Origin of the sequence: Phytoactinopolyspora limicola (assembly GCF_011320225.1) — a bacterium.
Lineage (GTDB): Bacteria > Actinomycetota > Actinomycetes > Jiangellales > Jiangellaceae > Phytoactinopolyspora > Phytoactinopolyspora limicola.
Genome location: NZ_JAAOEN010000009.1, coordinates 177,535 through 192,645 on the forward strand (window position 1 = coordinate 177,535; position 15,111 = coordinate 192,645).

17 protein-coding genes are annotated in these 15,111 nt (G+C 65.8%); 13 read left to right on the plus strand and 4 right to left on the minus strand.

Going from position 1 to position 15,111, the window contains the following annotated elements; all coding sequences use genetic code 11:
- Positions 1 to 57: 57 nt before the first annotated feature.
- The 4 genes from G8760_RS20155 to rfbA all read right to left on the minus strand — a co-directional run bounded on the left by G8760_RS20155 (position 58) and on the right by rfbA (position 4,476).
- Positions 58 to 1,425, minus strand: a complete 1,368-nt coding sequence (locus G8760_RS20155; RefSeq protein ID WP_166354512.1) for an HNH endonuclease — start codon at positions 1,423 to 1,425, stop codon at positions 58 to 60.
- Between the two features lie 517 nt (positions 1,426 to 1,942).
- A complete protein-coding gene (locus tag G8760_RS20160) occupies positions 1,943 to 2,524 on the minus strand; it encodes a dTDP-4-dehydrorhamnose 3,5-epimerase family protein (RefSeq protein WP_166354514.1) in 582 nt (193 codons plus the stop codon).
- A gap of 1 nt (position 2,525) precedes the next feature.
- Positions 2,526 to 3,536 (minus strand): dTDP-glucose 4,6-dehydratase, encoded by a 1,011-nt coding sequence (gene rfbB, locus G8760_RS20165; protein ID WP_166354516.1) that lies wholly within the window; start codon positions 3,534 to 3,536, stop codon positions 2,526 to 2,528.
- Between the two features lie 40 nt (positions 3,537 to 3,576).
- Entirely contained in the window at positions 3,577 to 4,476 is a 900-nt protein-coding gene (gene rfbA, locus G8760_RS20170; RefSeq protein ID WP_166354518.1) for a glucose-1-phosphate thymidylyltransferase RfbA, read from the minus strand.
- A gap of 274 nt (positions 4,477 to 4,750) precedes the next feature.
- Between rfbA and G8760_RS20175 the strand changes: the two genes are divergently transcribed.
- The 13 genes from G8760_RS20175 to G8760_RS20235 all read left to right on the plus strand — a co-directional run bounded on the left by G8760_RS20175 (position 4,751) and on the right by G8760_RS20235 (position 15,101).
- Positions 4,751 to 5,758 carry a ParB/RepB/Spo0J family partition protein gene (locus G8760_RS20175; RefSeq protein ID WP_166354519.1) on the plus strand — a complete coding sequence of 336 codons (1,008 nt, stop codon included), beginning with the start codon at positions 4,751 to 4,753 and terminating at the stop codon, positions 5,756 to 5,758.
- 180 nt (positions 5,759 to 5,938) lie between these two features.
- Positions 5,939 to 6,088, plus strand: coding sequence for a hypothetical protein (locus tag G8760_RS20180; protein WP_166354520.1), 150 nt, complete (start codon positions 5,939 to 5,941; stop codon positions 6,086 to 6,088).
- 108 nt (positions 6,089 to 6,196) lie between these two features.
- Positions 6,197 to 7,054, plus strand: a complete 858-nt coding sequence (locus G8760_RS20185; protein ID WP_207782535.1) for a phosphotransferase — start codon at positions 6,197 to 6,199, stop codon at positions 7,052 to 7,054.
- Entirely contained in the window at positions 7,044 to 7,949 is a 906-nt protein-coding gene (locus tag G8760_RS20190) for a T3SS effector HopA1 family protein (RefSeq protein ID WP_166354524.1), read from the plus strand. The genes G8760_RS20185 and G8760_RS20190 overlap by 11 nt, the downstream gene beginning before the upstream one ends.
- Positions 7,946 to 8,578, plus strand: coding sequence for a flavoprotein (locus G8760_RS20195; protein WP_166354526.1), 633 nt, complete (start codon positions 7,946 to 7,948; stop codon positions 8,576 to 8,578). The genes G8760_RS20190 and G8760_RS20195 overlap by 4 nt, the downstream gene beginning before the upstream one ends.
- The gene (locus G8760_RS20200) at positions 8,544 to 9,116 is read left to right on the plus strand and encodes a GNAT family N-acetyltransferase (protein ID WP_166354528.1); all 573 of its coding nucleotides are present in this window, start codon (positions 8,544 to 8,546) and stop codon (positions 9,114 to 9,116) included. Before G8760_RS20195 ends, G8760_RS20200 begins: the two co-directional genes overlap by 35 nt.
- Complete coding sequence (locus G8760_RS20205; RefSeq protein ID WP_166354530.1) at positions 9,113 to 9,571, plus strand: ester cyclase; 459 nt, start codon at positions 9,113 to 9,115, stop codon at positions 9,569 to 9,571. Before G8760_RS20200 ends, G8760_RS20205 begins: the two co-directional genes overlap by 4 nt.
- Complete coding sequence (locus G8760_RS20210) at positions 9,568 to 10,527, plus strand: 3-oxoacyl-ACP synthase III family protein (protein WP_166354532.1); 960 nt, start codon at positions 9,568 to 9,570, stop codon at positions 10,525 to 10,527. Before G8760_RS20205 ends, G8760_RS20210 begins: the two co-directional genes overlap by 4 nt.
- Positions 10,528 to 10,537: 10 nt before the next feature.
- A complete protein-coding gene (locus G8760_RS20215; protein ID WP_166354534.1) occupies positions 10,538 to 11,662 on the plus strand; it encodes a quinone oxidoreductase family protein in 1,125 nt (374 codons plus the stop codon).
- Positions 11,662 to 12,504, plus strand: a complete 843-nt coding sequence (locus tag G8760_RS20220; RefSeq protein WP_166354536.1) for an SAM-dependent methyltransferase — start codon at positions 11,662 to 11,664, stop codon at positions 12,502 to 12,504. The genes G8760_RS20215 and G8760_RS20220 overlap by 1 nt, the downstream gene beginning before the upstream one ends.
- Positions 12,501 to 13,061, plus strand: coding sequence for a DUF6624 domain-containing protein (locus G8760_RS20225; protein ID WP_166354538.1), 561 nt, complete (start codon positions 12,501 to 12,503; stop codon positions 13,059 to 13,061). Before G8760_RS20220 ends, G8760_RS20225 begins: the two co-directional genes overlap by 4 nt.
- A 35-nt stretch (positions 13,062 to 13,096) precedes the next feature.
- Entirely contained in the window at positions 13,097 to 14,245 is a 1,149-nt protein-coding gene (locus G8760_RS20230; RefSeq protein ID WP_166354540.1) for a glycosyltransferase, read from the plus strand.
- Positions 14,214 to 15,101 carry a phytanoyl-CoA dioxygenase family protein gene (locus G8760_RS20235; protein ID WP_166354542.1) on the plus strand — a complete coding sequence of 296 codons (888 nt, stop codon included), beginning with the start codon at positions 14,214 to 14,216 and terminating at the stop codon, positions 15,099 to 15,101. The genes G8760_RS20230 and G8760_RS20235 overlap by 32 nt, the downstream gene beginning before the upstream one ends.
- Positions 15,102 to 15,111 lie beyond the last annotated feature (10 nt).

Below are 15,111 nucleotides of genomic sequence, written 5' to 3' on the forward strand. Positions count from 1 at the left end.
ACCCTAACGACCGGCCGCCGTCGACCTCAAATTCGCGTCCACTGAGCGGGATCGCTTCTAGGCGGCGTGGGGTTGGGTTCCGGGTGCGGGTGGGGGGTGTGAGGTGTATCGGTGTCCGGTGGGGGTGGTGGTTTCGACGGTGTGCCGGTAGGGGTCGACGAGGCGGATGGTCCATCCGGGCATTTGTTTGATGTAATTGCCTCGGGCGCAGGTGCCTCGCCCGTTGGTCGGGGTGGTGGGCCCGCCGTGGGTGTAGGGATGGATGTGATCGAGGTGCCGGATCGGTGCGTCGCAGTAGGGGTCGCGGCAGGTGCCGCCGTCGCGGTAGGTCAACAACCGGGCCAGAGACCCGTCGAAGCGGCGCCGCCGGGGGTCACAATCGACCACGACCCCGGTGACCGGGTCGGTGAACAACCGCCGCAGGAACACCCGGGCTTGGTGCTCGTCACCGCCTTGGCTGTCACCGCGGTGGTTGTCTGCGCCGCGGCGGGTGATGTCGCGGGCGGTCTCGGCGGGGATGGGCCCGTACCCGAGCAACTCCGCAGCCTCACCACCACCACCACTGCCACCGGCGCCGCCGCTGTTGCCGCCGAGCAGTGAGGTGTCGGTCATGACCAGCCCGATTTCGGCGGTGACCGCGTCGGCGCTGGCTTGTCCGGTGAGGCGTTCGACGAGGGTGTCGGCCATGATCTGATCCCGGGAGCGCCCGTCCCCGCCGGCGGCGACGATCGCGTCGGCGTGGCGGCGCAGCGCCGCGTAGGCCGCGACGCCTTGTTCACAGGGCAGCAGCGCGGACACCACGGTCATGGTGTCCGGGGCGGGGCGCACACCGACCCGGCGGTCTTTGCGGGCTCGGGCGGCCCGGGCGACGGCGGCGGCGGGGTCGGCTTCGATGGCGTAGCGCCGGGCCAGGCCTTGAACCCGCCGCGGCCCCACCCCGACCACCTCGCCGGCGAGGCGGGTGTCGACCTGGCGGCGCTGCTCGGGGTCGAGGTGGGAGGTTTCGTTCACGATGATGGTGGCGGCGAATTCGGAGATTTCACCGGTGCGTAGCAGGTCGAAGGTGGCCGGGAGGTGGCAGGTCAACGCCTGGGCCCGGCTGAGTTGGCGGGCCGCGGCCGAGGGTGAGGTTTTCGTGGCCAGCCCGATCTGTTCGGGCACCCCACGGGTGGCGTGGCGCTCAGCGAATCCCATCCCGCGGCGGGCTGCGCGTTGGGAGGTGGCGAACTGGACCATCACCTCGTACTGGGTCGCCGCGGCGGCGGCTTTGAGCCGTTCCAGCCCGGCGAGCAGGTCGATGCGGGCCGCGTCATCAACGACGGTGGTGGGTAGTTCGGCCAGCCGGGACAGCATCGAGGCCAGCTCACCCACCACCGTGTCCCGATCGTCCACGTCCGTGGAACCGTCCACCACCTGCTCGTTCATACGTTCGATTCTACCGCTCTAACAGGCTCCAACACAACCAGTCACACCATCCCAGCCAGCCACCCCACCCCAACCCACCACCCCAACCCACCACCCCAACCAACCAGCCCAACCAACCAGCCCAACCAACCAGCCCAACCAACCAGCCCAACCAACCAGCCATCCGACCGCCCCAAGCCCGGTGATCGAAAACGCGATCCGGTCGCTATAGCGACACAAAACCAGCGACGATCACCGGCACATATGGCAGCGGCCTCGTGGCCCGGGAACCGCACAAACCCGACCCCAACACAACCGGCCACCCCACCCCAACCAGTCACACCATCCCAACCAGTCACACCATCCCAACCAGCCACCCCAACCAGCCACCCCATCCCAACCCACCACCCCAACCCACCATCCCAACCAGCCACCCCACCCACCACCCCAAGCCCGGTGATCGAAAACGCGATCCGGTCGCTATAGCGACACAAAACCGGCGACGATCGCCGGGGTAAATGGCAGCGGCGGGAAAGGCTCATGTCGAGCGGGATATCACCCGCGCGGGAAGGATCCCCAAGGTGAGCGCTTCGGCGAGGGTCGGAGCGTTGGCGTCCCGATCGGACAGTACGGGAGGCTGGTCTTTGGGTAGGGGGAGCGCGAGGGCGGGATCGCGTGGGCTGATGGTGTACTCGAGGGTGGGGTCGTATGAGGAACTACACAGGTATGCCAGCACAGTGAAGTCTTGGCGGGCAACGAATGCGTGGCCGAGCCCTTCTGCCATGTATACGGCGCGGAAGCTGACGCTGTCGAGCTGGACGGCCTCCCATTGGCCGAACGTGGGGGAGTCAACTCGAAGGTCGACGACGATGTCGGTGAGCGCGCCGTGCGGGCAGTAGACGTACCGGGATTGCCCGGGCGGAGTTCGGGTGAAGTGAACGCCCCGGACGGTTCCCCTTCTGGACACGTTGATGTTGGTCTGGGCGACGGTGAAGGGGTGACCGATAGCGGCCACGAAGGCTGGCTCCTGGTAAGGGGCGACGAAGACTCCCCGTTCATCCGTGAAGGGTGTGGGAACGAACTCGTAAGCACCGGAGATCCCTAGCGGGTGGATATCCACTTCATGCCTCCTTCGCCCCGGACCTTCCGGAGCCGCTTGGGGCGTGCTTCAGCGGTTCCCACCAGGGTCGGTTGTCTCGATACCAGGCGACGGTCTGGGGGAGGCCTTCGCTGATCGGGGTGAGGGGCCGAAACCCGAGCTCCGTACGGATCTTGGTGGTATCGACGCTGTACCGGTGATCGTGGCCGGGCCGGTCCGCGACGTGGCACACGGCGTCCCAGGTGAAGCCGAGTAGATCGAGGAGAGACTGGGTGAGTTCGATGTTGGACAGCTCGGTTTCAGCACCAATGTTGTAGACCTCGCCGACTCGGCCCGTGGTCCGGACGAGTTCAACTGCTCGGCAGTGGTCATCGGCGTGTAACCAGTCGCGGCGGTGGCTGCCGTCGCCGTAGAGAGGCACGGGGTTCCCGTCGAGTAAAGAGGTGACGAAGAGCGGGATGGCCTTCTCCGGGTACTGGTACGGCCCGTAGTTGTTGGAACTGCGGGTGACGATGACCGGGACACCATGGGTCCGGTGATATGCCTGAGCGAGCAGGTCTCCGGCTGCTTTGCTCGCGCTGTAGGGGGAGCTGGGTTTGAGGGGGGAAGTTTCGTCGCAGGAGCCTCGCGTGATCGAGCCGTAGACCTCGTCGGTGGAGATGTATAGGAATCGCTCAACGCCGTACTGGAGGGCGGCATCGAGGAGGACCTGAGTGCCGTCGACGTTGGTTCTCACGAAGCTGGAGGCATCAGCGATCGAGCGGTCGACGTGGCTCTCGGCAGCGAAGTGGATCACCTCGTCCACCCTCGCGGTCAACGCGCGGACCAACGTGGCATCGCGGATATCGCCGGGTACGAACTCCAGGTGAGGCGAGCCGATGACGGGTTCCAGGTTGGCCAGGTTCCCGGCGTAGGTCAGCTTGTCAAGGACGACGAGGTGCGCACCAGCGAGGGACGGGTATTGTGCGGTGAGCGCGGAGCGGACGAAGTGGGAGCCGACGAAGCCGGCGCCACCGGTGATGAGGATGCGCATGGGGGCGTACTCCTGGCGGCTGTTCGGTGGTGGTCGACCATCATGAGGCGGCGACATGGACCAGCGCCCGGGGGTCTGTGGTGGGGAGATCCATCAGGTAACGGCCGTATGCCGAGTTCGCCTGCTGCTCGCCGAGGCGGTAGCAGTCCAGGGCGCTGATGAATCCCATGCGCCACGCCACTTCCTCGAGACAGGCAATCCGGACACCTTGGCGTTCTTCTAGCATTTGGACGTATTCGCTGGCCCGAAGTAGCGATTCATGTGTTCCGGCGTCCATCCAGGTGAATCCGCGGCCGAGGTTGACCAGCGAAGCGTGGCCACGTTCCACGTAGGCCTGGTTGACGTCGGTGATCTCGAGTTCGCCTCGGTCCGACGGCTTCAGGCGGGAGGCGATTTCCACCGCATCGTGGGTGTAGAAGTAGAGTCCGGTGACCGCGAGGTTGGACGATGGCCGGCGTGGCTTCTCCTCCACCGCGATGAGCCGGCCACTCTGGTCGAGTCTGGCGACACCGTAGTGACGTGGATCCGACACCGCGTACCCGAACAAGACGCAGCCATCAACCGTGGCGGCTTGTTGTTGGAGCCGCTCAGAGAAGCCTGGCCCGTGAAAGATGTTGTCTCCGAGGATCAGGGCGAGATTGTCGTCGCCGACGTGCTCAGCTCCTATGATGAGCGCCTCGGCCAGCCCGTTCGGGTCGGTCTGGTGGGCGTAGCTGAAGTGCACACCGAGCCAGGATCCGTCGCCTAGGAGCCGCTGGTACAGGGGTTCGTCGCGCGGTGTCGTGATGATCAGAATGTCGGAGATCCCGGTGAGCATCAGAACGGACAGCGGGTAATACACCATCGGCTTGTCGTAGACCGGCAAGAGTTGTTTGGACACTGCGACTGTGATGGGGGAAAGCCGAGTACCACTGCCACCGGCCAGTACTATCCCTTTCACCTATACCTCCACGCAGTCAAGATCTCGGCAAAGACCTGCTCACCGGCAGATGCATCGCAGATGGTTATGGGCGCATATTCCGCTGTGATCGAAGATCCGTAGGGCCGCTGCGATAAACGTAGGAGGTGCCGCCGGCAGGTGTCGAGCGGACAAGTGGTACGGGTTGACCTTCAAGATAGTCATCTAGAGGATGAATGGCAGGGCTGGAGGCAGGGTCGGTGGGGACCCCCTAGGCGGCTTGTGCGAAAGCCATGAGCAGGGGGAAGGACGGCAATTGAGTAAGCAGCACAAACATTGGCGCGGCAAGGTTGCTGGCGGCTCGCCGCAAAAGGTTGACAGATCAACTCAGCTAGTAGTGGTCGATCAGTTGGCCGGGCCGGTTTTTCCTAGAGTAATGGGAGTTTCCGAAAGTCATGCCAGGCTCCTGGCTGAGGTGTTTGACAGGTTGCCGCCGGTGCTCGTCCAGAGAGATACGCTGCGGATTATCGACGGTATGCATCGGGTGCGTGCGGCGGCTATTCTTGGGCAGTGTGAAATTGAAGTAGAACTATTTGACGGTACCGAGGAAGAAGCCTTCGTTCGAAGCATAGCCGATAATATCTCGCACGGAATGCCGCTCTCGCTTGCTGATCGCCGTAACGCGGCGCTGCGGGCGTTGGCGTCGCAGCCCGAATGGTCTGATCGGCGAATCGCCGAACTTGTCGGCCTCTCCGCCAGTACCGTCGGCGCGTTGCGCGGCACCAGTTCGCCACGGGAGAGCGTCCAGGCCAGGGTGGGGAAAGATGGCCGCGCGCGGCCGTTGAACTCGGAGCATTCCCGGCGCCGGATTGTGGAGATCTTGAAATCCAGTCCTGGCGCTTCTCTGCGCCAGGTGGCTCGGGCGGCCGGAGTTTCGCCCGCCACGGTCAGAGATGTTCGGGAGCGCCTGGAACGTGGGGATGATCCGGTCCGGCTTCAGTCGAACAACGCGCCATCCGTTGCGGATGATGGCGCATCCGGGGATCGGCCGACGGCGCACACCACAAGAATAGACTGGAATGCGCTCGACCGGCTGAGCCGAGATCCCTCTGTAGTAAACACAGAAATCGGCCGGCGAGTTGTCAGGTTTTTCCATGCGGTACGGCGGATCGACTCGGATGAGCTGCTGCGAAGTCTTCCAGAACACTCTTACCAGGCCGTCTCTGAGACAGCGAACGCCTGTGCCAGTCAATGGCAGCTTCTTGCTGGTGAGCTGGAGAGAAGGTCGCGGATAGTGGACTCCGCTGAATATCGACGCGATTGATCCGTATCGTGCCAAGGCGTGATGTGTTGTGTTCAACCGGGTGAAGTGGTCAGTTGAACGGTGCCAACTCGGTGAATAGATACGCATGTGTGGCATTGGGATCTTGACGGAGATATAGATCCGGGATTCTCTAGTGGAGACGGATCCGTCGTCACGTTCACCCATGAAGGAGGGCCACCAATGGTCACCAAGGAAATGGAACTAGAGGACGTTCTCGGAACGTTGCTGGAAGGCGAGACGACTGAGTCGATCGCCGATCTGGAGATCGACCCGATCCAGATGCCAGTTGCCAAGAGTTCGATCACTTACACGATCGTTATTCACTGCTGATCGGGTGCGGCGGGCGCTTTTTCGCGTCCGCCGTCCGGTTCCGCCATTCTGAGGTGCCTTCCCACTGAGGAGTCTTTGCGGTGCCGTTTGCGCAAGGAAAGGGAAATGATGTCGGTAGTTCATAGCTGGGCGGTCGTTACGGAGGTCGCCGAGGTCGATATCGCGTTGGCAGCAGCGCAGTTGACCACGGTTAATGGAATGCCGATAGCTCCGGCTGTCATGGGGGACAACGATGGGCGGCCGGAGTTGTCCTACATTCCTGGGCCGCGGCTGGACGTCTTGGTGCAGAAGGACTCAGAACCCGGCGGTTGTTTGGGGACGGTTGGCCGGGTGCTCGCGGCACTCCACGGCGCCCGGCCGCCGTCGAGCCTTGGTCCCGCCCGGATCGAGGCGCCTCCATGGGAGCCGTTGACCCCATCGACGTGGTTAGGGCTTTCAACCGTGCAGCGGAGGTTGGTCGGTGTACTCCACACCGACGATCCCGTGCGCGAGCAAGGACGACGTACCCGGGATCAGCTACTCGACGGGATCACGTGGATTCACGGTGACGCCCGGACGAACAACGTCTGTGTCACCCCCGCCGGCCAGCCGCGGCTGATCGACTGGGAGGTGGCCGGCATCGGCCGGGCCGAGGCTGACCTGGGTGCGATGTCCGCGTCGCTCATGGCGGATGGACTCCTGGCGGTGACGGCGCCGGCCGGGCCCGCCGCGAAAGCGGCCCTCACCAGGGCTGTCACGGTGGCCACTGGCCGTATCCGCGCGGTTCTCCGGGGTTATCGCGCGGGCACCGCGCAGCGCCTGGACCCGGAGCTGCTCGCGGCGGCCGTTGGATGTGCCCTGCTCACTAGAGCATTCATGCGCACCTCCGTGACGAGCTGGGACCGTCTGGCGAAGGCGCAGTACGAGATTGGGCGGGGTCTCTTGCTTGATCCGCGACGGTGGAGGGCGATTGATCATGACGCCTGAGTATCCCGGGCTGCTGGAGATCGATGCCCTGGTGGCCAGCGTGTTGCCGGAGCCCGACGACCGGCCCATCGGCGCGGCGGTGAGGGACCATCTCGTCGAGCAGGTGTATACCGTCGTGCACACCCGCAGGCCAGCGACCGAAGGCAGCTTCTCGGCGAACCGCGCTGAGTTCGTGGAGATGGCCCGCGAGATATCCCAGCAGCTGTCCGGACTGACCTACCGGCAGCCAAGTATGCGGCTGGTTCAGGCGCAGGAGGACAGCGTAGTCGTCCGTTGTCCGGCGGGTGTCGAATTCCGTGTTTCGCCTACTGATATCGAGCCGGAATACCTGGGATACGTGACTTTGCAGGTGAGCGGGCTGGCTTGTCCGGCGGAGGGCCGGTGGCTGCATTGGCGCGGGCCGGACGTGTCGGGCGCCAACCTCGACGCCCGGATCTATCTGAACCTGGGGGTGGAGTCGGCGGTGCCGTCGTGGGCGGCGATTGTGCGGGCGTTGGCGGCCGAGGCGGTGGAGTTCACCACGAAGCTGGGCGGCTCCCGCACTATGTTGCGCCGGGCCGACTCGGCGGTGATCTACGTAAACCTGGCCCAGCTGCCGAGGGTCCTGCGGCTGCTGACCACGCTGGTCTCCGAGAGCGACGTCGAAGAGCCGGTTGCCGGGTTCAGCTACCGAGTGTCGCGGGGGATCGGCGTAGCCCGAGCGCCTGTCGGCTCCAACGGGGCTGCGTCTGCGAGCCGACCCGCGTCGACGCTGGTCAGCGTCGGTCTTCATTGGGCGAATGTGCTCGTCTCGCAATGGTCCGCTTCGGGATCCCTGGAGGAGATGTACGCGGAGCTGGCTCGTTCGTGGGAGTCGATCGAGCTTCACCTGCGGACGGCGGGAGCGGGCGTATGAGCGACGGGTTACCAGGATCGATCGGTGTCCGGAAGGTGCTGGTGATCGGCACCGGAGCGATATCGGTCTGTCATCTTCCGACGTTCGTCACGTTGCTGCGACAGCACTACCGGGTGGACACCGCGGTCTGCCTGACCGAAGCAGCCAGGGCCATGGTGTCGCCAGCCGCGTTGGAGGTGCTGAGCGGCCGGCCGGCTATTCCACCGGGTTGGTCGGCCGGTTCCGGTCCGATCCACGTGGAATGGGCGCAGTGGCCCGACGCGGTTCTTGTGTGGCCGGCCACCCTCCACTTCCTTGCCTCCTGTGCACTAGGACTCACCGCCGACGTTGCGACCAGCATCGCGGTCGCGGCCACCGTCCCCGTGGTATTCGCGCCGTCGTTGGCTATGGGGGTGACAGCCAGTGGTCCATACCGACGCGCCGCGGCGGCGCTGCAGGCAGACGGCCGGCATCTGGTTGGCCCAATCGCCGGCCACGGCGTGTGGACCTGGCAACTCAGCGATGGCGCGTGTGCACCACCGGATGCGGTCCTGCGGGAACTGGCCCGGATCTCCAGCGGACCAACCGAACCCACTCACCACGCGAAGGAACATCATGACCACCACCGTGTCTCGCGTACTTCCCAGTGAACTCGCCGTCCGTCCGATCACCGAGACCGATCAGGACGTCGTCGACGCGTTCTTGTCCGCCGACCGCATTGGTGAGATGGCGGACTCTGGATTCACCGCGGCCGACGACGAGACGAGGCAGCACATCGTCTCGTTCATCAGCGCGGGCACGGCACGCGGCTGGTTTGTTGAACTGTCTGGTTACGGCCCGCTATGTATCCAGCTCTATATGCCCTTCGGAATCCCGGGGGTGTGGAGTGGCGACGTGATCAACGGCGTCGAGGCCGCCCGGGTCGGCCGGCGTGGCGTCGGAACCGCATGTATGGCGGTTGTGCTGGATGAACTGTTCGGCGGACCGGATGTACACCGGCTGATGGGATTCGTTTCGGTGACCAACGAGCCGTCGCTGCGAATGTGCGACCGGCTCGGCTTCACCCGCGAAGGTATCGCCCGTGACCAGATGCCTAGCCCGGACGGACGGGTGGACGCGGTGATGATGGGGTTGCTGCGCGACGAGTGGCAGGGCGCTGCCGCGATCGAAAGGCGCCTGGTCGGATGATGAGGAGAGCTGCCCAGCGGACCGACCGTCATGCCTTCGTCGAAAGATTCGTCGACGACATCTGGAACCACCGTCGCTTTGAGCGGCTTCCCCAGTACCTCCATCCGGACTACCGGCAGGTCGACGAGCGATCCGAGGTGATCATCCGCGGGTACGACGAGTTCGCGCGAGCGGTGCGATCGATGCTGGAACTCATCGAACACGCCCGGATGCGGGCGACACATGTGGTGAGTTCGGGCGCTGACCTCGCCTACCGATGGGAGCTGGTCGGGTGGGTTACCGATGCCGAAGTCCTTGGTCCGGCGTTACGGATCATGGCGGATCAGGTTCCTGAGTTGCGGCTGATCTCGGTGAGTGGCACGAACATCGCGCGGATGGTGGACGGGCTCATCCTCGATGAAGTCAACGAACTCGATCAGCAGTCCGTGGTGCAGCAGATGGGGTGGTGGCAATGAGCGCCGCGTCCTGGTCCGGGTTTGGTGTCATGGGCCTCGGAATGTGCCTGCCCGGTCCTGCGCTGGGAAACCGAATCGTGGCTGAGCGGTGCGGAACCAGCCCGGAATGGGTGGCGGAACGGACCGGAATAATCAGTCGGCACCATAGGGCGGCAGGCCAAGGCACCGCCGATCTAGCGGTGAGCGCCGCGGAGGCCGCCATCGCCGACGCGCAGGTCCGGCCGGACATGGTGGTGCTTGCCACCGTGACGCCGGACCGTCCAGTTCCGGCGACGGCCAGCGCTGTGCAAGACCGGCTGGGGCTACACGGGGCACCCGCCGTCGACGTCAACGCCGCCTGCTCCGGTTTCGTGTACGCGGTGACGATGGCGTGGGGGGCGATGGCCACGGGTATCGCGACCACGCCGTTGGTGATCGGCGCGGACGTGTTCACCCGGCATGTCGATCCCGGTGACCGCCGCACCGCTCCACTGTTCGGAGATGGGGCCGGAGCGATCGTCCTCGGTGCGGTACCACCTGGCTTCGGGATCCTGGCCGTGGAGCTGTGGGCGGATGGTGCGCTGCAGGAACTCGCCCATGTGCCCGCGCCCGAGGCGGGTTCACCCTCCTGGTTTCACATGGACGGCCGAGGTGTGCGCGACGTGGTGCTGGACATGGGGCCGAAGCTGCTCGACTCGGTGCTGAGCGCGGCCGACCTACCGATAGATCAGCTTGACCGGGTGATCGTGCACCAGGCGAACCCGAAGCTGGTCCAGACACTGGCTGAGTCGGTGCGGCTCGACGACCGCATCGTGCCGTTGTTCGGAAAGCGCACCGGCAACACGGCGTCGGCGTCGCTGCCGGTGTCGCTGGCCTTCGCCCATCGGGAACGGCCACTTCAACGGGGCGCGTACGTCGCCCTGGTCGCGGTGGGCGCCGGGATGACCGCTGGTGCGATGCTGATCCGCTGGTATTAGGAGAGATGCGGTGAAAGTACTGCTTTGCGACGAGGTGCGGACTGACGAGCCGCCGGGACACTGGCGGGAATGGGCTCGGCACTCGGTACGTGGCACACCACTGTGGTTCGGCCTCACCGACGTCGAGGACACCCCGTTTGATCCAGCCGCGGATCACAACCGAGAGTACGTTCTAGTGCGGGTGCTTGGGTTCTCCCTGAACTACCGGGACACCTCCCTGATCTTGGGTGAACAGCCGGAGATGTTGTTCGACCGGAGTAGGGGAATTGGTTCCGATTTCGTCGGTGAGATCGTCGCGACCGGATCATCGGTTGCGCACCTGGCAGTGGGGGACCGGGTGATCCCCACCATGGACTGGCCGCCCACACCACCCGACGCGGTTTCCGCCGGTGTGCTGACCAATAGCGCATCACGGGAACTACAGCGGCTCCACCATTCCCGCCTGCTGCCGGTACCGGAGACGATGACCACCGCTGACGCAGCGGCTTTCTCGGTTAGTGCGCAGACCGCGTGCGCGATGTTGCGCCGCGCCGAGGTGGCTGCGGACAGCACTGTGCTGATCACCGCCGCCACCTCGACCACCAGCGTCTTCGCGGCCAGCGCTGCTTCGGGTCGCGGCGCCCGGGTCTGTGCCTTGTCGCGGCGGGACCAGCGCTACGACAGGCTGCGCGGGCTCGGTATCGAGCGGGTCTTCCATCCGGACAAACCCGACGACGTCATTGCGCTGGCCGCCCTGGCCCGCGAGGTACAGGGCTTCGATGTGGTCGTGGATCCGTTCTGCGACAGCTACCTGCTGCCCGCCATGAAGCTACTCGGATTCGGTGGGCGTTATGTCACCTGCCGGCTTATGGGTGGCCCGCACGAACACCCGGAAATGCCAGGGTTGTCGTCGGGCACGCTGATGCAACTGCTCACCAGCATGGTGGCGAAGAATGCCACCATCCACGGTCAGTGTCTCGGCCAGCGCGCCGATCTCGAGGCCGCCCTGGCCGACTACGCGGAAGGTCGGCTCGAGGTGGTGCTGGACTCGGTCCATTCCGGTGCGCAACTCGGTGACTTCGTCCGGCGCAGTTTCTGCGGTGACCGTTTTGGCAAGGCGGTCTATCTGTACGCCGCCGACGCGGTGGAGGCGTGATGTTCGACAAACGTAGCCTCTTCGGGCCATTCGCGGAGATCGAGCGGCTCGCACTTCCGGAAACCACACTGAGCACACCGTTCGAGGGGTTGCTCGGGCTTTTCTACACGACCCTCGTGACCCGAGCCCACGACGATAGCTCGTGGTTCGCCGACCACGCGGGACCACCAGGAGCGGCAGGTGCACTCGACCTGTGTTGTGGCGGCGGCCGTTCAGCGCTTGAGCTGGCCAGGAAGGGTTGGCAGGTCACCGGAGTCGATCAGTCGGCGACCCAGCTGGGTGCGGCCCGGCGGCTGATGCGTACCGCGGAGTCCGAGGTGACCGATCGGATCTCCCTCGTCCGCGGCGACATCCTGACCCTCGACCTCGACAGCACCTTCGACGTCGTGGTGATCGGTGGGCTCAGCATGACACTTTTCGAGCCTGAGCAGCGGATGAAGACCTATGCCGCCGTGCGTCGGCATCTCGGTGCCGGGGGCCGGTTCCTATTCGACTACATTCCGTACCACCCCGGTGAATCCGAACGTGAAGCGGTGATCGCGTTCCCGATCCGTTCGCAGGGACGTCGGGGTTTCGTTTTGGTTGGTGCCCGGCGAGACCCAGTTCAACAACGGCAAGTCACCAACATGTACGCGGAGCTGGTGGGCGCCGAGGGTGGCACCCAGCGCACGCTGACCGGTTTCGAGTTCCGGCTCGACGAACCCGCGCAGCTGATGGCTGAGCTGGCCGGGAACGGGTTCAGGCTCCGGCACGGCGAGCGGTGCGTCACCGACGAGGGCGACGCGGACGCGGAGACGCCGTTCGGGTCCCGCGAGTACGTCGTGGCGGAGGTCGCGGGATGACCACTACGCCGACGTCGCCGGAGCTGGCCGCGGAGCTCCGCCGACGGGTGGAACTCGACCAGCGGGTGCGGGCCGACGGCGGCGACACCGCGGAGAAACTCGCCGTGTGGCGCCGGGTCGACGACGCCAACGCGGCATGGATGTGGACGGTTCTCCGCACGACCGGATGGCCAGGCCGCCACCAGGTGGGCAGCCAGGGGGTCGCTGACGCCGCGTTGCTGGTGCAACACGCCGACCGAGACCGTCTGCTCCAATGTTTCGGGCTGCAGCAGCTGGTGGAGGCGGTGGACGGGGGCCAGGCGGATGCCTGCCACGTGGCATACCTGATCGACCGGATCCGTACGCATCGCGGCCGGCCGCAACGGTACGGAACCCAGTACACCCGGGCGGCCGGAGGTGGCTATCACATGCTGCCGGTTGATGATCCGGACGGCCTGGAGGACCGGCGGCGCGCTGTAGGGCTTGGCTCGGTCACGAGGTTCGAGCAGGAACTGGTCGCGTTGCATGGCGCTGCGGTACTCGCCGGGACAGCGCAGCGCGCTGGGGGAGCACGATGACGGCGGGTGGCGGGCCGGCCGGCAAGGTGCTGGCGGTGAGCAGTCCGGCTCTCGGCCACCTCTACCCGATGGTGCCGACCCTGTGGGCGCTGCGGGCCGCCGGATGCGACGTCCGGGTGGCAGTGCCTGCGTACTTCGCCAGAGCGGTATTGCAGACCGGCCTGGCTGTACTGGCATGCACCCAACCCGCGGCAGAGAGTGTCGTCGTCCGTGACGAGGACTGGACCGACGAATTCACCGAAGATGTCCGCACCCTGCGGCGGTTTGCCCGCATATCCGAGGCCATGGGGCCAGAGCTCGCCGAGATCGTGGCGTCGTGGCGGCCCGATCTGGTGCTCTCCGATCAGATCGACCTGGCCGGGCGGCGGACCGCCGCGGAAGCCGGCGTGACTTACGTCGAACACCGGTGGGGTTTGTCGTTGCCCGACCGGACGCGCAGCATGGCGGCGGCACAGGTGTTCGGCGATTCTTGGCAGGACTGGCCCGGGCTTGGCCGGCCCGCCGCGTTGACCGTGGATCCGTGCCCGCCGTCGTTCCAGATACCGGGTGCGCGGCCTGGAGTACTCACGCGCTACCTGCCGTTCAACGGCCCGTCGTTGCCACCCCAGTGGCTGGCGAGCCCGCCGCACGGCAAGGCGCGCATCCTCGTGACGTTCGGCACCGTCTGGCTCGAAGGCGGGCAGCAGACGGCGTTGCTGGACGCCGCGGTGAACGCCGCGCTGAGCGCCGGCGCGGAGGTCCTCGTGGCCGCGGACCGAACGACAGTGCCCCGGCGGGTCGTGGAGCGGGTGCGCGCCGTTCGCTGGATTCCGGTGGGGCTCGCGGCGCACCACTGCGATCTGGTGATTCACCACGGTGGATCCGGCACGACGTTGTCCGCCATGGCCGCCGGCACACCACAGGTCCTGTGTCCGGGCTCCTTCGACGAGCTGGACAACGCACGCCGGTTGACCGAGCTGCAGGCAGGAGTGTCCGTGCCCGGCGCGGCGCCGGAGCCGGATGCGCTCCTGACTCAGGCGGTGACCGACGTACTCGGCCACGCCGAATATCGCGTCGAGGCGGAGCGGCTACGTGCCGAGATAGCCGCCACCCCGGCGCCGTCGGTCACCGCCGGCATCATCACCGAACTCATCACCCCGGAAAGGAGCCGCCATGTGTACCCACACCATGCCCGGCCTGCGTGACTCAGAGATCCAGCGGTTCCGGGACGACGGGTTTCTGTTCCCCGTGGATGTGCTCACCGAGGTCGAAGCCGCCGAGCTTCTCGACGACGTCCACTCCCACATCCGCGACTCTCGGGCCGAGGGGGAGCTGGCCGCCTCCCTGATGTACGGACCCAAGATCCACCTGGTGCGGCGCTGGGCGGACAGGCTGACCCGGCATCCCCGGCTGCTCGCCGTCGCCGGCAGCCTGCTAGGGCCGGACGTGATGGTGTGGGGCACCAATCTCTTCCTCAAGGAGCCCAACGGCCAGTCCGACTTGGCATGGCATCAAGATGCGTTGTCATACGACCTGACTGGGACACAGGAACGAGCCTTCCGGGTCTGGCTGGCGTTGACCCCGACGGGGCCGGAGAACGGCACCCTGCGCTTCGCCGCCGGCACCCACCGGCTTGGTGTGTTGCAGCACCGCCGGAGTGCGCAGCTATCGGATCGCCAGCGCGGTGACGAGGTCTGCCTCGATCTGGATGGCTACGCCACCCATGATGTGGTGCTCCGGCCAGGTCAATGTTCGCTGCACAACATGCTGATCGTGCATGGGTCCGGGTTCAACCGAACACGGCAGACCCGGATCAGTGTGGCTATCGACTACATCGCCACCTCCGTACGGCCGGCCGGTCACCGGCCCGATAGTGCCCTGCTGGTTTCCGGGCGGGATGAACATCGCAACTTCGAACCCGAGACCAGCCTGGCCGAGCTTCCAGCTGGGCGGGCCGGGGAGGAGTTCGAGCGTGCGGTGGCGATGCGGTTCGACCGGGTCAGCTCGGCGATGCGGGCGCAGCAGAAAGCCGGGCTGATTGTGCCGGACCCTCAGCGGTGACGTGGCTTCG